This window comes from Mycobacterium sp. (assembly GCF_032162105.1).
Lineage (GTDB): Bacteria > Actinomycetota > Actinomycetes > Mycobacteriales > Mycobacteriaceae > Mycobacterium.
In genome coordinates this window covers 1-17,887 of sequence record NZ_JAVRPS010000412.1, presented here as the reverse complement: position 1 = coordinate 17,887, position 17,887 = coordinate 1, and the positions used below count along the sequence as shown (strand labels likewise).

General features: G+C 67.2%; 12 protein-coding genes. All 12 read left to right on the top strand.

The annotated features are described in order from the left end of the window. Positions 1-1,084 (top strand): UDP-galactopyranose/dTDP-fucopyranose mutase family protein (locus QOC69_RS21055; protein WP_526443171.1); only part of this gene is annotated, 1,084 nt, incomplete at its 5' end. Continuing rightward, positions 1,081-3,024: a glycosyltransferase family 2 protein gene (locus QOC69_RS21050; protein ID WP_526443169.1), complete on the top strand. Its 1,944-nt coding sequence runs from the start codon at positions 1,081-1,083 to the stop codon at positions 3,022-3,024. The genes QOC69_RS21055 and QOC69_RS21050, both read left to right, overlap by 4 nt. A 28-nt stretch (positions 3,025-3,052) precedes the next feature. Continuing rightward, positions 3,053-3,592 carry a phosphatase PAP2 family protein gene (locus QOC69_RS21045; protein WP_526443173.1) on the top strand — a complete coding sequence of 180 codons (540 nt, stop codon included), beginning with the start codon at positions 3,053-3,055 and terminating at the stop codon, positions 3,590-3,592. Continuing rightward, positions 3,589-4,506, top strand: coding sequence for a decaprenyl-phosphate phosphoribosyltransferase (locus tag QOC69_RS21040; protein WP_526443167.1), 918 nt, complete (start codon positions 3,589-3,591; stop codon positions 4,504-4,506). Before QOC69_RS21045 ends, QOC69_RS21040 begins: the two co-directional genes overlap by 4 nt. Then, positions 4,484-6,514 carry a terminal beta-(1->2)-arabinofuranosyltransferase gene (gene aftB, locus QOC69_RS21035; protein WP_526443165.1) on the top strand — a complete coding sequence of 677 codons (2,031 nt, stop codon included), beginning with the start codon at positions 4,484-4,486 and terminating at the stop codon, positions 6,512-6,514. The genes QOC69_RS21040 and aftB overlap by 23 nt, the downstream gene beginning before the upstream one ends. A gap of 165 nt (positions 6,515-6,679) precedes the next feature. Continuing rightward, a complete protein-coding gene (locus tag QOC69_RS21030) occupies positions 6,680-7,708 on the top strand; it encodes an alpha/beta hydrolase (RefSeq protein WP_526443163.1) in 1,029 nt (342 codons plus the stop codon). Positions 7,709-7,837: 129 nt separating this feature from the next. Continuing rightward, positions 7,838-8,878: an alpha/beta hydrolase gene (locus QOC69_RS21025; protein ID WP_526443161.1), complete on the top strand. Its 1,041-nt coding sequence runs from the start codon at positions 7,838-7,840 to the stop codon at positions 8,876-8,878. A 151-nt stretch (positions 8,879-9,029) separates the two neighbouring features. Further along, positions 9,030-9,920, top strand: a complete 891-nt coding sequence (locus tag QOC69_RS21020; protein WP_526443159.1) for an alpha/beta hydrolase — start codon at positions 9,030-9,032, stop codon at positions 9,918-9,920. Positions 9,921-10,115: 195 nt separating this feature from the next. Next, positions 10,116-10,505, top strand: a complete 390-nt coding sequence (locus QOC69_RS21015; RefSeq protein ID WP_526443157.1) for a DUF732 domain-containing protein — start codon at positions 10,116-10,118, stop codon at positions 10,503-10,505. 9 nt (positions 10,506-10,514) lie between these two features. Continuing rightward, positions 10,515-11,528, top strand: a complete 1,014-nt coding sequence (gene culp6 / locus QOC69_RS21010; RefSeq protein ID WP_526443155.1) for a carboxylesterase Culp6 — start codon at positions 10,515-10,517, stop codon at positions 11,526-11,528. Between the two features lie 284 nt (positions 11,529-11,812). Further along, complete coding sequence (fadD32, locus tag QOC69_RS21005; RefSeq protein WP_526443153.1) at positions 11,813-13,702, top strand: long-chain-fatty-acid--AMP ligase FadD32; 1,890 nt, start codon at positions 11,813-11,815, stop codon at positions 13,700-13,702. A 55-nt stretch (positions 13,703-13,757) separates the two neighbouring features. Next, the coding region (gene pks13, locus QOC69_RS21000) for a polyketide synthase Pks13 (protein ID WP_526443151.1) at positions 13,758-17,887 on the top strand (4,130 nt) is incomplete at its 3' end.

Sequence of the window (17,887 nt, the reverse complement as noted above, 5' to 3'; positions counted from 1 at the left end):
CATCGGCGGCAACGCCTACTCCGAAGCCGAACCCAGCACCGGCATCGAAGTGCACAAGTACGGCGCCCACCTGTTCCACACCTCCAACAAGCGGGTGTGGGACTACGTGCGGCAGTTCACCGACTTCACCGGTTACCAGCACCGGGTGTTCGCCATGCACGACGGGCAGGCCTACCAGTTCCCGATGGGGCTCGGCCTGGTGTCGCAGTTCTTCGGCCGCTACTTCACTCCCGACGAGGCCAGGGCGCTGATCGCCGAGCAGTCCGCCGAGATCGATACCGCCGACGCGCAGAACCTCGAAGAGAAGGCCATCTCGCTGATCGGGCGGCCGCTCTACGAGGCGTTCGTCAAGGCCTACACGGCCAAGCAATGGCAGACCGACCCCAAGGAATTGCCAGCGGCCAACATCGCCAGGCTGCCGGTCCGCTACACGTTCGACAACCGGTACTTCAACGACACCTACGAGGGCTTGCCGGTCGACGGCTACACCGCCTGGCTGGAGAAGATGGCCGCCGACGAGCGCATCGAGGTGCGGTTGGGCACCGACTGGTTCGACGTCCGCCAAGAACTCCGCGCGGCTAGCCCGGACGCACCGGTCGTGTACACCGGCCCGCTGGACCGCTACTTCGACTACGCCGAGGGACGGCTGGGCTGGCGCACCCTTGACTTCGAAGTCGAAGTGTTGCCCACCGGTGATTTCCAAGGCACTCCGGTGATGAACTACAACGACGCCGACGTGCCCTATACCCGCATCCACGAATTCCGGCACTTCCACCCGGAGCGCGAGTACCCGACGGACCAGACCGTGATCATGCGGGAGTTCTCGCGGTTCGCCGATGACGAGGATGAGCCCTACTATCCGATCAACACCGAAGCCGACCGCACGCTGCTCGCGGCCTACCGCTCCAGGGCCAGATCGGAGACGGCGTCGGCCAAGGTGCTGTTCGGCGGCCGGCTGGGTACCTACCAGTACCTCGACATGCACATGGCCATCGCCAGCGCGCTGAACATGTACGACAACACGCTGGCGCCGCATCTCGTTGAGGGTGCGCCGCTTGCCGAAGATGAAAGCAGCCCAGCATGAGTGACATTCCATTCGGCGCGCTGGACGCCGGGCAGACCCGCGCGGTCAGCCTGCTGTCCCGCGTCATCCTGCCGCGTCCCGGCGAACCCCTTGACGTCCGCAAGCTCTACATCGAGGAGTCGACCACCAACGCGCGGCGTGCGCACGCGCCGACCCGCACCACGCTGGAGATCGGCACCGAGTCGGAAGTATCCTTCGCCACCTACTTCAACGCCTTCCCTGCCAGCTACTGGCGACGCTGGTCGATCCTCGACTCGGTCGTGCTGCGGGTCGAGCTGGTCGGCAGCGCACGGGTCGACGTCTACCGCTCGAAGGCGACGGGCGCGCGAATCACGGTGGGCGGCAGCGCCGTTTCCAGTGGTGATTCCGGACAGCCCGTCGTGGCCGAGTTCGAGATCGGCATCGACCCGTTCGAGGACGGCGGCTGGATCTGGTTCGACATCACCACCAACTCTGCGGTCACGGTGCACAGTGCCGGCTGGTACGCACCGCAGCCAGCTCCTGGCCGGGCCAACATCGCGTTGGGCATCCCGACCTTCAACCGGCCCTCCGACTGCGTCAGCGCGCTCGCCGCGCTGACGTCGGATCCGTTGGTGGACGAGGTCATCAGTGCGGTGATCGTCACCGACCAGGGCACCAGCAAGGCCAAGGACCATCCCGGGTTCGACGAGGCCGCGTTGGCCCTCGGCAATCGCCTTTCCGTGCACGACCAGCCGAACCTGGGCGGCTCCGGTGGCTATAGCCGGGTGATGTACGAGGCGTTGAAGAACACCGATTGCGAACAGATCCTGTTCATGGACGACGACATCCGCATCGAGCCGGACTCGATCCTGCGGGCGCTCGCGCTGAACCGGTTCGCCAAGGTGCCCACCCTGGTCGGTGGACAGATGCTGAATCTGCAAGAGCCGAGCCATCTTCACGTGATGGGCGAGATGGTCGATCAAGAGAACTTCATGTGGACGGGCGCGGTCAACACCGAGTACGACCACAACTTCGCCAAGTACCCGCTCAGCGACGAAGAGGAGTTGCGCAGCAGGCTGCTACACCGGCGCATCGACGTCGACTACAACGGCTGGTGGATGTGCATGATCCCGCGGTCGGTGGCCGAGGAACTCGGCCAACCGCTGCCGTTGTTCATCAAATGGGACGATGCCGACTATGGCCTGCGGGCCGGGGAGCACGGGTATCCGACCGTGACGCTGCCCGGCGCCGCGATCTGGCACATGGCGTGGAGTGACAAGGATGACGCGATCGACTGGCAGGCCTACTTCCACCTGCGCAACCGGTTGGTCGTCGCGGCCATGCACTGGGACGGCAACATCCGTGGCCTGATCGCGAGCCATCTGAAAGCGACGTTGAAACACCTTCTCTGCCTTGAGTATTCGACCGTCGCCATCCAAAACAAGGCGATGGACGACTTCCTGGCCGGGCCAGAGCACATCTTCTCGATCCTCGAGTCCGCGCTGCCCGACGTGCGGGCGATGCGTCAGGAGTACCCCGACGCGGTCGTGCTGCCGAGTGCTACCGCACTACCGACGCCGTCCGACAAGCGGTGGCGCAAGAAGGTGAACATCCCCACCAGTCCGGTCGCGATCGCGTTGCGGCTGACCCGCGGGGCCGTCCATCAGCTTCGGGCACACGACCCGGAACACCACACCCGTCCGCAGATCAACGTGGCGACCCAGGACGCCCGGTGGTTCTCGCTCTGCAATGTCGACGGCGTCACCGTCACCACGGCAGATGGACGCGGTGTCGTCTTCCGTCAGCGCGACCGCGCCAAGATGGCCGAACTGCTTCGCGAATCGCTGAAACGCCAAGCGCGCCTTGCCCGCAAGTTCAACCGGATGCGCAAGGTGTACCGCGATGCGTTGCCGGTGCTGTCGAGCAAGCAGAAGTGGGAATCCGTTCTGTTTGCGGCCGCCCCAGAAGCGCGGCGATGAGTACACCCGCGAAGACCCGGCGGCGGCGATGAATCTTGCCACCACGGACACCCCGCGGGGCGAGGACGCCGTGCTGGTCGCCGTGCAGCAGGGGATCGCGGACCGGCCGGGAGTGCTGAGCGGCGCCCGCGCCCTCTCGCACTTCGGTGAACACAGCGCCGGCTGGGTGGGTGTCTCGCTGCTGGGCGCCTTGGTTCAGTCGCGGCGCAGGCAGGCGTGGTTGACCGCGGGGGCCGCCGCATTCCTCGCCCATGCGTGTGCGGTGGTGATCAAGCGGATCGTCAAGCGCCAGCGACCGCATCACCCGGCGATCGCCGTGAACGTCGGCACGCCGAGCAGGCTGAGCTTCCCGTCCGCCCACGCCACGTCCACCACGGCGGCGTCCATCCTGCTGGGCCGCGTGACGGGGCTGCCCCTGCCATGGGTACTGGTGCCGCCGATGGCGTTGTCCCGCTTGGTGCTTGGTGTGCACTACCCGAGCGATGTGCTCGTCGGGGTGGCGGTGGGCGCGGTCGTCGCCAAGGCAGTGGGTGCGGTAGCGGACCTGGCTGAAGGAGAGACTCGATGAGCGAGGAAGCCGCGCCGACACTCGGCCCGCCGAAGAACCTCGCGACCGGCATCGTCAAGGCGTTGCGGCCGCGCCAGTGGGTGAAGAACCTGCTGGTGCTGGCCGCGCCGCTATTCGCCCTCGGCGGCGACGTCCAGTACGACTACCGCGACGTGCTCATCAAGGTCGGCATCGCCTTCGTCGCGTTCAGCCTGGCCGCCTCGTCGATCTATCTCGTCAACGACGCCCGCGACGTCGCGGCCGACCGGGAGCACCCCACCAAGAGGTTCCGCCCGATCGCCGCTGGCGTGGTGCCCGAGTCGCTGGCGTATGCGCTGGCCGTGGTCCTGGCCGTGGCGTCGTTGGTCATCTCCTGGTTCACCGCGCCCAACCTGGCGCTGGTCATCGCGATCTACATCGCCATCCAGTTGGCCTACTGCTTCGGCCTCAAACACCAGCCCGTGCTCGACATCTGCATCGTGTCGTCGGCGTATCTGATTAGGGCAATCGCCGGCGGCGCGGCCGCCGACATCCCACTGTCGCAATGGTTTCTGCTCGTCATGGCGTTCGGGTCGCTGTTCATGGTGGCGGGGAAGCGCTACGCCGAGTTGCAGCTCGCCGAGCGCACCGGCGCCAAGATCCGCAAGTCGCTGGAGAGTTACACCAGCACCTACCTCCGGTTCGTGTGGACGTTGTCGGCCGCCGCGGTGGTGGTCTGCTATGGGTTGTGGGCCTTCGAACGCGACCGCATCACGGACGGATCGTGGTTCGCCGTGTCGATGGTCCCGTTCACCATCGCGATCCTGCGCTATGCCGTGGACGTGGACGGCGGTATGGCCGGCGAGCCCGAGGATATCGCGCTGCGCGACCGCGTGCTGCAGCTGCTGGCCGTGGCGTTGATCGGAACCCTCGGTGCCGCAGTCTTTTTCAACTGATCGGACGAATTCCGCCGCCGCGCTGCGGTGGGCGCGCTGGCCGGCGTTCCCCTACGACGTGACGGTCCGGATCAGCCTCTGGCTGAGTGTGCTGGTGGTCGCCGGGCTGTTCGGCTGGGGTGCCTGGCAACGCCGCTGGATCGCCGACGACGGCCTGATCGTCCTGCGGACCGTGCGAAACCTGCTGGCGGGCAACGGCCCCGTGTTCAACACGGGCGAGCGGGTGGAGGCCAACACCTCGACGGTGTGGAGCTACCTGGTCACCCTTGGCGCCTGGATCGGTGGCTCGACGCAACTCGAATACGTGGCGTTGGCGCTCGCGTTGGCGCTCAGCGTGCTCGGCGTCGTCTTCGCGATGCTCGGCACCGGCCGGCTGTACGCACCCGGGCTGCGGGGCCGCCGGGCGCTGCTGCTACCCGCAGGCATGCTGGTCTACATCGCGATTCCGCCTGCCCGCGACTTCGCCACCTCCGGGCTCGAAAACGGTTTGGTACTGGCCTATCTCGGTCTGCTCTGGTGGATGATGGTGTGCTGGTCGCAGGCCTTGCGGCTGCCAGTGGACCCGGCCATCCCCGGCGGTCCTCCGGAGAAGAACGCGGTGAGCCGGGTCTTCGACGGGTCGCTGGCGTTCGTCGCAGGGCTGAGCGTCCTGGTCCGGCCCGAGTTGGCGCTGATCGGTGGCCTGGCGCTGGTGATGATGCTCGTCGCCGCGCGCGGCTGGCACCGGCGGCTGCTGATCGTGGTCGCGGGCGGCCTGTTGCCCGTGGCCTATCAAGTGTTCCGGATGGGTTACTACGGCCTGGTGGTACCCGGCACCGCGATCGCCAAGGACGCGACGGGGTCCAAGTGGCAGCAGGGCTTCCTGTACCTGACCAACTTCAACCAGCCGTACCGGTTGTGGGCGCCGGTGATGTTGCTCGCCGCGATCGGGCTGGTGCTCTTCGCGTCGAGAACGATGCCGTGGTGGACCAGGCATCAGATCCCGCGGGGCTACGGACGGCTCGCGCGATCGATCCAAAGTCCGCCTGCCGTCGTGCTTTTCATGCTTCTGAGTGGGCTGGTGCAGGCGATCTACTGGGTTCGTCAGGGCGGCGACTTCATGCACGGCAGGGTGCTGCTGACCCCGCTGTTCTGCCTGTTGTTGCCGATCGCGGTCATTCCCATCGTGCTGCCCGACGGAAGCCGACGGATGGGCCGGGAGACGGGTTACCTGCTGGCCGGTGCCACCAGCGTGATCTGGCTGGCCGTCGTGGGTTGGTCTGCGTGGGCGGCGACTTCGCCTGGGATGGGTGCGGACGCCACCCGGGTCACCTACTCGGGGATCGTCGACGAGCGCCGCTTCTACTCGCAGGCCACCGGTCACGCGCATCCGCTCACCGCCGCCGACTACCTGGACTATCCGCGGATGCGTGCGGTGCTCAGCGCGATCGGGAACACGCCCGACGGCGCGCTGCTGCTGCCGTCAGGCAACTACGACCAGTGGGACGTGGTCCCCGCCATCCCGCCGCCGCCCCCACCACCAGGCGCGCCACCCGTGAAGAATCGGATCGGGCCGCACACGGTGTTCTTCACCAATCTCGGGATGCTCGGCATGAACGTCGGACTCGACGTGCGGGTGATCGACCAGATCGGGTTGGCCAACCCGTTGGCGGCGCACACCGCGCGGCTGGAGGACGGCCGAATCGGTCACGACAAGAACCTCTTCCCGGACTGGGCGGTCGCCGAGGGCCCGTTCCTGAAGGAGTATCCGTTCATCCCGCCGTACCTCAACGAGGACTGGGTGGCGCAGGCCGAGGTGGCGCTGAAGTGCCCGGCGACCGAAGCCATGCTCAACTCGGTGCGCGCGCCGATGGGGCCGCGGCGGTTCCTGTCGAACTTCCTCCACGCCTGGCAGTTCACGCAGTACCGGATCAATCGCGTGCCGCGCTATGAGCTGGAACGATGCGGCCTGCAGCCGCCTCCGTCGAAGGGCGCCCCGTACACCGGCCTGCCTGCGACGGGGCCGTGACGGACGTCTCCACGATTTGTTGGGGGCCCCGGGTTTCTGCTTTGGTTGCGCCTTGGGTAACGCTCCGGCCATGTTGAGGCGATAAGCAGTCAGTTGATTCATCGCTTGCCATGAGCTGTGCTACGGACACGGCCGCTCGATGCGGCGCCGGACATATGAAATTGGATGGTAAGAGCCGCAATGGGTACATCTACGCGCCTCGGCGCCGCACGGATGGCGATTCGCCGCGCGTCGGTGGTCGTTGCTGCGGTGCTGGCGGTGCCCGCGCTGACGGTGCTTGGCAGCACGCCAACGGCAAGTGCGTTCTCCCGCGAAGGTCTGCCCGTCGAGTACCTCGACGTCTACTCAACGGCGATGGGCCGGAACGTGCACGTGCAGTTCCAACCCGGAGCCGCCCCGGCGGCGACATCCAACGTCAGCGGCTCCAAAGCCGTCTACCTCCTGGACGGCCTGCGCGCCCAGGACGACTTCAACGGCTGGGACATCAACACGGCCGCATTCGAGTGGTTCTTCGAGTCGGGCGTCTCGGTGGTGATGCCCGTCGGCGGGCAGTCCAGCTTCTACACCGACTGGTACTCACCGTCGAGCTTCAACAACCAGCCCTACACCTATAAGTGGGAGACGTTCCTCACCAACGAACTGCCGCAGTGGCTCGCCGCCAACAAACAGATCTCGACCACCGGCAACGGTGTCGTTGGTTTGTCGATGGCCGGCGGCGCCGCGCTGATCCTGTCGGCGTACCACCCCGGGCAGTTCAGCTATGCGGCGTCGCTGTCGGGTTTCCTCAACCCGTCCACGCTCTTCATGAAGCAGGCCATCCGCGTCGCGATGCTCGATGCCGGTGGTTACAACGTCGACGACATGTGGGGCCCTCCGTGGGATCCCGCGTGGACGCGCAACGACCCGGTCCAGCAGGTCGACCGCATCGTCGGCAACGGCACGCGGCTGTGGATCTACTGCGCGCCGGGCGGCGGTCCGGCCGACGAGAACGTCGACCCTGGGCAGTCGTTCAACGCCGACAGCCTGGAATCACTTGCCATCGGCAGCAATACGCGATTCCAGGAGAGATACGCGTCGGCGGGAGGCACCAATGCCACCTTCCAATTCCCACCCGCTGGGAACCATTCGTGGGCTTACTGGGGCACGCAATTGCAAGCCCTCAAGCCCGACCTGATCGCCACCCTCAACGGCTGAGCGGTGACCAGGGGTGCAATCGCAGGAGATGAGGAAGGCCACATAGGTGTGGTTGACTACACGGGCGTCGCGGGGTGGTCCCAGGACCCAGACCGGGCGCGGCATACGACAGATTGGATATGTAGAAGCATGAGTTTCGTTGGAAAGATGGCGCGCCGCTTTGCGGTCGCGGCCCTGGCAGCCGTTGCGCTGCCAGGACTGGTTGGCGTCGTCGGCGGCGCAGCGACTGCTGGCGCATTCTCCCGGCCGGGTTTGCCGGTCGAGTACCTAGAGGTTCCGTCGGCTGGCATGGGGCACGACATCAAGATCCAGTTCCAGAGCGGTGGCCCGAACTCGCCTGCCGTGTATCTGCTGGACGGCCTTCGCGCTCAGGACGACTTCAACGGCTGGGACATCAACACCCCGGCCTTCGAGTGGTACTACCAGTCCGGTCTCTCCGTGGTGATGCCCGTCGGTGGACAGTCCAGCTTCTACAGCGACTGGTACCAACCGGCCTGCGGTAAGAACGGCGCATGCCAGACCTACAAGTGGGAAACGTTCCTCACCCAGGAGCTGCCCGCCTACCTGGCGGCGCAGAAGCAGGTGAAGCCGACCGGTAGCGCGGCAGTCGGCCTGTCGATGGCCGGTTCGGCCGCGCTGACCCTGGCGATCTACCACCCGGACCAATTCCCGTATGCGGCGTCGCTTTCGGGCTTCCTCAACCTCTCCGAGGGCTGGTGGCCCATGCTGGTCGGCACCTCGATGGGTGACGCGGGCGGCTTCAAGTCCAAGGACATGTGGGGCGAGTCGAGTGATCCCGCGTGGAAGCGCAACGACCCGATGGTCAACATGGGCTCGCTGGTAGCCAACAACACCCGCATGTGGATCTACTGCGGTGACGGCACCCCGTCGGATCTCGACGCAGGCACCAACGGGTTCAACCTGTTCAACGCGAAGTTCCTCGAAGGGTTCACGTTGCGGACCAACAAGACCTTCCAGACGAACTACATCGCCGCGGGCGGCAAGAACGCCGTGTTCAACTTCCCGCAGAACGGCACGCACAGCTGGGGCTACTGGGGCTCCCAGTTGCAGCAGATGAAGCCCGACATCCAGCGGGTGCTCGGCGCGACGCCCGGTGACCCCAACGCGGTACCTGCAGCTCCGCAGGCGGCCGCCGCCTCCGGAGGCTAAATACAGCGCGGAACGAACGCCCGACGGCGGCGACCCAATGGGTCGCCGCCGTCGATCGTTTCGGGCGCGGTCCGTCGTCGTGATGTGATTCACTACAACGCGGGCCTGCGGGGGACCCATAGGCGATACGTGGCGACCAATTGAGGTGGGTATGAGGCTGCTCTCGGTGCTGTTTCGAGTGATGTGTGCGGTGGCGATCGCCACGGGCCTGTGGGCGGCGAGTCAGACCACCGCGAAGGCCGCCGGCGTCGAGTACCTGATGGTGCCCTCGGCGGCGATGGGCCGCGACATCCCGGTGGCGTTCCAGGCAGGCGGACCGCACGCCGTCTTCCTGCTCGACGCGTTCAACGCCGCACCCGACGTGAGCAACTGGGTGACGGCGGGCAACGCGATGAACACCTTCGCGGGCAAGGGCGTCTCGGTGGCCGCGCCCGCGGGTGGTGCCTGGAGCCTCTACACGAACTGGGAACAAGACGGCAGCATGCAGTGGGAGACCTTCCTATCCAGTGAGCTGCCGGACTGGCTGGCGGCCAACAAGGGCCTTGCACCCGGCGGGCACGGCATCGTCGGCGCCGCCCAGGGGGGCACCGGCGCCTTGACGATGGCGGCGTTCCACCCGGACCGGTTCCGGTATGCGGGGTCGCTGTCGGGCTTCCTCACCCCGTCGCAGACCGCGCTGAACGGCGCCATCACCGCGGGCCTCGCCCAGTACGGCGGCGTCAACACGCAAGCCATGTGGGGAGCGGCACAGCTGGGTCGGTGGAAGTGGCACGACCCCGACGTGCACGTGCAACTGCTGGCCGACAACAACACCAGGTTGTGGGTGTTCAGCCCGGCGACCCTGACGTGCAGCGACCCGGCCGCGATGATCGGGTACTGCGATCAGGCCCAAGGCAGCAATCGCACGTTCTACCAGCACTACCGCGGCGTCGGTGGCCACAACGGGCACTTCGACATCCCGACAGGTGGTCAGCACGACTGGGGTACCTGGGCTCCACAGCTGGCGGCCATGTCCGGTGACCTCGTCGCCGCGATCAAGTAGGACACCCCCGGCAAAGCGCGTGACCGGCCCGCGCCGGCCAGCCGGTACCTTGGAGGCGTGCGACACACGCCTATGCCGGCAGCCGGTCTAGCAAAGGGGCCAACCCGTAACCGCACCCCGTCGTCGGGCCGTGCCGTTCCGGCCCTCGGTACTTCGCTCGTCGCCTGCGCCACGTTGCTGGTCAGTGGCTGCGGCATGAGCGACGGTGTGATTGCCACCATGGGAATGCCGACCTCGGAGACCGCTCCCGCGGGTGCGGGTGCACAGATCGTGGCCCAGCCGCCGGAGCAGGACGGCGGAGTGTCCAGTGCCCTGAAGGCCACGCCCAAGCAGCGGGGGTACCTCGAAGCGCTCACCGCGGCAGGCGTGCATCCGTCCAGCGAGCTGCTGGCATTGAGCATCGGCTCGTACGTGTGTCAGGCCCGCGCGGCCGACCACAGCGACCAGGAGGTGTGGGACTTCGTGTTGCCGATGGTGCGCGGCGACGTCCGTGACTCCCACCTGAGTTCGCAGGCCCCCCCGGCGGGTGAAGTCAACTCGGTGACCGCCGACTACATTCGCATCGCGACCGAACGACTCTGCTAGCAGGAGAACATGCCCACCACCCGACGCAAGCGTCACCGCATCCTTGCCCTGGCCGCCGCCGGGGCCGTTGCCGTGCTGGTCGCCGTCGTCGTCGCCGCGGTGGTGGTCTGGCTGCGTCAGCCCGACAGTCCGCCGACCGCGCTGCCGCCCAGCAGCGGCGTCAACCCGCCCACCGCGGTGCCGCCGACGTCGTCCAAGCCGCGGCCGGAGTTCCAGGACGCCAGCTGCCCGGATGTCCAGTTGATGTCGATCCCCGGGACCTGGGAGTCGTCGCCGCAACTCGACCCGCTGAACCCGGTGCAGTTCCCGATTGCCCTGTTGCTCAACGTGACCAACCCGCTCCGGGCCGCGTTCGGCACCGACCGCCTTGCCGAGTACACGGTTCCCTACACCGCGCAGTTCCACAATCCGTTCTCGGCGGACAAGCAGATGTCCTACAACGACAGCCGCGCCGAGGGCATGCGTGCCGCCGTCGCGGCGCTGACCAAGATGAACGCCGACTGCCCGCTGACCAGTTACGTGCTGGTCGGCTTCTCGCAGGGCGCCGTGATCGCCGGGGACATCGCCAGCGACATCGGCAACGGCCGCGGGCCCGTCGATGCGGACCTGGTGCTCGGCGTGACGTTGATCGCCGACGGCCGCAGGCAGGACAGCGTCGGGCAGGACATCGGCCCCAACCCCACGGGGCAGGGCGCCGAGATCACGCTGGCCGAGGTGCCGGTCCTTTCGTCGCTGGGACTGACCATGACGGGTGCGCGGCCTGGCGGGTTCGGGACGCTGAACGACCGCACCAACCAGATCTGCGGGGCGGGTGACCTGATCTGCGCCGCACCCGAGTCGGCGTTCTCGATCGTGAACCTGCCGCAGACACTGGAGGTGCTGACCGGTGGTGCCGGGGCGCCGGTGCACGCGCTGTACAACACCCCGGAGTTCTGGAGCCTGGACGGCAAGACCTCCCCCCAGTGGACGCTGTCGTGGGCGCAGGGCCTCATCGACAACGCGCCACGCCCGAAGCACGGTTGAGTAAAGATCCCGCAGACGATTTGGCCTGTGCCGGGCGCTCGCCTAACATTAAGAGAAACGTAAGAGTAGGGTTCGGCTTCGACGCGAGGAATCTTGATCAGGCGCCATCGAGCGGCATCCGAAGAGTGTCTGATCAGTGGTCCCGTGATCGGCGCCAACACCCCGGTACGATTCTCGGGGTTTGACGTACCGACGGCCGGCCGACGACGCGTCGGCCCCGACACCCCGTGCGAAAGAGGCCCGGCGGCGAGCGGGCCTCGAAACAGCATTGACAGGAGAGTGACATGGGATTCCACAACCCGTTCTTGAAGGACGGTCAGATCCGGTTTCCCGACAACGGCAGCGTGGTGCGCCACGTCGAGAAGTGGGCGAAGGTCCGCGGTGACAAACTGGCCTACCGGTTCGTCGACTTCTCCACCGAACGCGACGGTGTCGAACACGACCTGAACTGGGCCGACTTCAGTGTCCGGAACAAGGCCGTCGCCGCTCGCCTTCAGCAGGTCACCCAGCCCGGGGATCGCGTCGCCATCCTGTGCCCCCAGAACCTCGAATACATGGTCGCGTTCTTCGGCACCCTGTACTCCGGCCGGATTGCGGTCCCCCTGTTCGATCCGGCCGAGCCGGGTCACGTCGGGCGTCTGCACGCGGTCCTCGACGACTGCAAGCCCACCGCGATCCTCACCACCACCGCGGCCGCCGAGGGCGTCCGGAAGTTCTTCCGCAGCAGGCCGGCCAACGAACGTCCCCGCGTCATCGCCGTCGATGCGGTCCCCGACGAAGTCGGTGTCACCTGGGAGCAGGTCGACGTCGACTACGAGACGATCGCCTACCTGCAGTACACCTCCGGCTCGACCCGCATCCCGACGGGCGTGCAGATCACGCATCTGAACCTGGCCACCAACGTGGTGCAGGTCATCGAGGCCATCGGCGGCGAGGAAGGAGACCGCGGCGTCTCCTGGCTGCCGTTCTTCCACGACATGGGCCTGATCACGGCGATGGTGTCGCCGATGATCGGCCACTACGTGGTGTTCATGACCCCGGCGGCGTTCGTCCGCAGGCCGGGCCGGTGGATCCGGGAGATGGCACGCAAGGATGGTGAGACCGGCGGCGTCATCTCGGTCGCACCGAACTTCGCCTTCGATCACGCCGCGGCGCGCGGGCTGCCCAAGGAGGGCGAGCCGCCGCTCGACCTGTCCAACGTCAAGGCGGTGCTCAACGGCAGCGAGCCGATCTCGGCAGCCACCGTGCGCCGGTTCAACGAGGCGTTCGGACAGTTCGGCTTCAAGCCAGAGGCGATCAAGCCGTCCTACGGTCTGGCCGAGGCCACCTTGTTCGTCTCGGGCACCCCGGTGGACGAGCCGCCGAAGATCATCCACGTCGACCGCGACGAGCTCAACCAGCACCGGTTCGTCGAGGTGTCCGAGGACTCGCCCACCGCCGTCGCACAGGCGTCGGCGGGCAGGGTCGGCGTTGCCGTCTGGGTCACCATCGTCGACGCCGAGACGGCCACCGAGCTGCCCGACGGCCAGATCGGCGAGATCTGGATGCACGGCCAGAACATGGGCACCGGCTACTGGAACCGGCCGGCGGAGACCGTCGAGACCTTCCAGAACATCCTCAAGTCCAGGACCACCCCGTCCCACGCCGATGGCGCGGCCGATGACGGCACCTGGGTGCGCACCGGCGACTACGGCGTCTTCCACGAACGCGATCTCTATATAACGGGCCGCGTGAAGGACCTGGTGATCATCGACGGGCGCAACCACTATCCGCAGGACCTGGAGTACTCGGCGCAGGAGGCCAGCCGCGCGCTTCGGACCGGCTTCGTCGCCGCATTCTCGGTGCCAGCCAACCAACTGCCCGCCGAGGTCTTCGAGAACACGCATGCCGGCCTCAAGCACGACCCCGACGATTCCTCGGAACAACTGGTCATCGTCGCGGAGCGCGCGGCGGGCGCCCACAAGCTGGACCTTGCTCCGGTCGTCGACGACATCCGTGCGGCGATCGCGGTGCGCCACGGCGTCACCGTGCGCGACGTGCTGCTGACTGCTGCGGGTGCCATTCCGCGCACCTCGAGCGGAAAGATCGGCCGCCGCGCCTGCCGGGCCGCGTACCTCGACGGCAGCCTGCGCAACGGAAGGATCGCCAACGACTTCCCCGACAAGACGGACTGAACACGCAACACCCGGCCCGTCGCCAGGCCGCATGCGGCGAAAGTGAATAGTGAAGATGACTGACGCAGAAGACAATTCGCAATCGCCCGCCGAGGATCGGCCGGCGCCCCGCACCGACATGACGGTCGCCGAGCTGCGCGAGTGGCTGCGCAACTGGATCGCCAACGCCACCGGCCAGTCCGCCGCCGCCATCAACGATTCCACTCCGATGGTCGAGCTTGGCCTGTCTTCGCGCGACGCCGTGGCGATGGCCAGTGACATCGAGGACCTCACCGGCGTTACGCTGACCGCCACCGTCGCGTTCCGGCATCCGACGATCGAAGCGTTGGCCACGGTGATCGTCGAGGGTGAACCGGTGGTGGAGTTCGTCGAAGGCGAGGACTGGTCTCGTACCCGTGACGTCGACGACATCGCGATTGTCGGCTTGGCCACCCGCCTACCTGGCGACATGAACACGCTGGAGGAGTTGTGGCAGGGGCTGCTGGAGGGCCGCGACGCCATCACGGACCTGCCAGAGGGCCGTTGGTCGGAATTCCTCGAAGAACCGCGGCTGGCCGAGCGGATCGGCAGGGCACGCACCCGGGGCGGCTATCTGTCCGACATCAAGGGCTTCGACGCCGAGTTCTTCGCGCTGTCGAAGATGGAAGCCGACAACATCGACCCGCAGCAGCGCATGGCGCTGGAGCTGACGTGGGAAGCGCTGGAGAGCGCGCGCATCCCGGCGTCGAGCCTGCGCGGTGAAAGCGTCGGCGTCTACATCGGCAGCTCCAACAACGACTACATCTACCTGGCGTTGTCGGACCCGACGGTCGCGCACCCGTACGCCATCACCGGCAACGCGAGCTCGATCATCGCCAACCGGGTGTCGTATTTCTACGACTTCCGGGGTCCCTCGGTGGCAGTGGACACCGCCTGCTCGAGCTCACTGGTCGCCGTGCACCAGGGCGTGCAGTCGCTGCGTTCCGGCGAGGTCGACGTGGTGCTGGCGGGTGGCGTCAACGCGCTCATCACCCCAATGGTCACCATCGGCTTCGACGAGGTCGGCGGCGTGTTGTCTGCCGACGGCCGGATCAAGTCGTTCTCGCAGGACGCCGACGGCTACGCCCGCTCGGAGGGCGGCGGCATGCTGGTGCTCAAGCGCGTCGCCGACGCGCGGCGCGACGGTGACGACATCATCGCCGTCATCGCGGGCAGTGCCGTCAACCACGACGGCCGGTCCAACGGCCTGCTCGCACCGAATCCGGATGCGCAGGAACAGGTGCTGCGCAAGGCCTACAAGGACGCGGGCATCGACCCGCGCTCCGTCGACTACGTCGAGGCGCACGGCACCGGCACCATCCTCGGCGACCCAATCGAGGCCGACGCGCTGGGCCGCGTCATCGGTCGAGGCCGTCCCGTCGACAAGCCCGCACTGCTCGGTGCGGTGAAATCCAATGTGGGACACCTCGAGTCGGCCGCTGGTGCCGCGAGCCTGGCCAAGGTCGCGCTGTCGCTCAAGAACGACAAGCTGCCTCCGTCGATCAACTACACGGGGCCGAACCCGTACATCGACTTCGAGAAGGAACGACTCAAGGTCAACGACACCGTCGCCGATTGGCCGCGCTACAGCGGCCACGCGATCGCGGGCGTGTCCGGCTTCGGCTTCGGCGGCGCCAACGCCCACCTGGTGCTGCGGGAGGTGCTGGCGGTCGACCTCGTCGAGCCGGAAGCCGAACCCGACCAGGCCATCGAGAAGGCTGCCGCGGCCGATGCCGATGCCGCGTACGTCGGTGGTGTCCGGATGGACGAGTACGGCGAGTTCATTCACTCCGCAGAAGACGACGACGATGCCGATGACGAGATCGGCGTGGAGGCGCCCGACTCCGACGAGCACGAGCTGCCCGGTCTGACCGATGAGGCGCTGCGCCTTCTCGAGGTCGCGCGCGAGGAGCTCGCCTCCGATGTCGATGCCGCGGCCGCAGCCGGGGAGTCGGCGAAACCGCTGGTGCCGCTGGCGGTTTCGGGATTCCTCACCTCGCGCAAGCGGACGACGGCTGCCGAGCTCGCCGACTGGATCGACAGCCCGGAGGGCCGGGCGTCGTCGCTGGAATCGATCGGCCGTTCGTTGTCGAGGCGCAACCACGGCCGGTCGCGCGCGGTCGTGCTGGCCCACGACCACGACGAGGCGATCAAAGGCCTGCGGGCGCTGGCCGATGGCAAGCAGAGCCCGCTGGTGCTCGCCGCCGACGGACCGGTCACCAACGGCCCGGTGTGGGTGCTCGCCGGATTCGGTGCGCAGCACCGCAAGATGGGCAAGAGCCTCTACCTGCGCGACGAGACGTTCGCCGAGTGGATCAACAAGGTCGACGCGCTGATCCAGGACGAACTCGGGTACTCCGTCGTCGAGCTCATCCTCGACGACTCGCAGGATTACGGCATCGAGACCACGCAGACCGTCATCTTCGCGATTCAGGTCGCGCTCGGTGAGCTGCTCAAGGCGCACGGGGCGAAACCCGGTGCGGTGGTGGGTCAGTCGCTCGGTGAGGCCGCCGCGGCGTACTTCGCAGGCGGGTTGTCGCTGGCCGACGCCACCCGCACCATCTGCTCGCGCGCCCACCTCATGGGCGAGGGCGAGGCCATGCTGTTCGGCGAGTACATCCGGCTGATGGCGCTCGTCGAGTACTCCGCCGACGAGATCAAGACGGTCTTCTCCGACTACCCGGACCTCGAGGTGTGCGTGTACGCCGCGCCGACTCAGACAGTGATCGGTGGTCCGCCCGAACAGGTGGACGCGATCATCGCCAGGGCCGAGTCGGAGGGCAAGTTCGCCCGCAAGTTCCAGACCAAGGGCGCCAGCCACACGCAACAGATGGACCCGCTGCTCGGCGAACTCGCCGCCGAACTGCAGGGCATCGAGCCGCTGCCACTGAACGTCGGCTACTTCTCCACCGTCCACGAGGGCGGGTACATCCGGCCGGGCAGCGAGCCCATCCACGACGTGGACTACTGGAAGAAGGGCCTGCGGCACAGCGTGTACTTCACGCACGGCGTCCGCAACGCCGTCGACAACGGCCACACCACCTTCCTCGAGCTGGCGCCGAATCCCGTGGCGCTCATGCAGGTTGGATTGACGACGGCTGCCGCAGGTTTGCATGACGGGCAGCTCATCGCCACGCTGGCGCGCAAGCAGGACGAGGTCGACTCGATGACCACGGCGATGGCACAGCTGTTCGTCTACGGCCACGACCTCGACTTCCGCACGTTGTTCCCAGGGCGGTCTCCCGGACTGCCCGGTCGCGGACACGACTACGCGGCCATTCCACCGACCCGCTTCCGCCGCAAGGAACACTGGCTGGACGCGCACTTCTCCGCCGACGGCTCGGCGGTGATCCCTGGCACCCACGTCGCCATGCCCGACGGCAGGCACGTCTGGGAGTTCGCGCCGCGCGGCGCGACCGACCTCGCGGCATTGGTGAAAGCCGCTTCGGTGCAGGTGCTTCCGGACGCGAAGCTGACCGCCTACGAGCAACGCGCCCTTCCTGCCGACGATGCCAGGCTGGTGACCACCCTGACCCGCCACCCCGGCGGCGCGACGGTGCAGGTGCACGCCCGCATCGGTGAGTCGTTCACGCTCGCCTACGACGCGATCGTGACCCGTGGTGGTCAGGCGACCGCGCTGCCAACGGCAGTCGGCGCAGGCGCTGCCGTGACCGAAGAAGCGTCGGTCGAGCCTGCCCCCGTCGCCCAGGAACCCGACGACGCGGCCATCCTGAGCGACAACCTCACCGCAGGAGCGGGTCTCGCAGCGGGCTTCGCCAAGTGGTCGCCCGACGGTGGGGAGACCATCGGGCAGCGACTCGGCACGATCGTCGGTGGCGCCATGGGCTACGAGCCCGAGGACCTGCCGTGGGAGGTGCCGCTGATCGAGCTGGGTCTGGACTCGCTGATGGCGGTGCGGATCAAGAACCGGGTCGAGTACGACTTCGACCTGCCGCCGATTCAGCTGACGGCCGTCCGCGACGCGAACCTGTACGCCGTCGAGAAGCTGATCGAGTACGCGATCGAGCACCGCGACGAGGTGGAGCAGCTGCACGATCACCAAAAGACGCAGACGGCCGAGGAGATCGCCAGGGCGCAGGCGGAGTTGCTGCACGGCGGGCCTGGCAACAGTGCGCCGGCGCCGGCTGCGCGGGAGGCACCGGAGGC

Coding starts and splice junctions, on each gene's coding strand:
- QOC69_RS21050 (WP_526443169.1), top strand. CDS start 1,081: ATGAGTGACATTCCATTCGGCGCGCTGGACGCCGGGCAGACCCGCGCG.
- QOC69_RS21045 (WP_526443173.1), top strand. CDS start 3,053: ATGAATCTTGCCACCACGGACACCCCGCGGGGCGAGGACGCCGTGCTG.
- QOC69_RS21040 (WP_526443167.1), top strand. CDS start 3,589: ATGAGCGAGGAAGCCGCGCCGACACTCGGCCCGCCGAAGAACCTCGCG.
- QOC69_RS21030 (WP_526443163.1), top strand. CDS start 6,680: ATGGTAAGAGCCGCAATGGGTACATCTACGCGCCTCGGCGCCGCACGG.
- QOC69_RS21025 (WP_526443161.1), top strand. CDS start 7,838: ATGAGTTTCGTTGGAAAGATGGCGCGCCGCTTTGCGGTCGCGGCCCTG.
- QOC69_RS21020 (WP_526443159.1), top strand. CDS start 9,030: ATGAGGCTGCTCTCGGTGCTGTTTCGAGTGATGTGTGCGGTGGCGATC.
- QOC69_RS21015 (WP_526443157.1), top strand. CDS start 10,116: ATGAGCGACGGTGTGATTGCCACCATGGGAATGCCGACCTCGGAGACC.
- culp6 (WP_526443155.1), top strand. CDS start 10,515: ATGCCCACCACCCGACGCAAGCGTCACCGCATCCTTGCCCTGGCCGCC.
- fadD32 (WP_526443153.1), top strand. CDS start 11,813: ATGGGATTCCACAACCCGTTCTTGAAGGACGGTCAGATCCGGTTTCCC.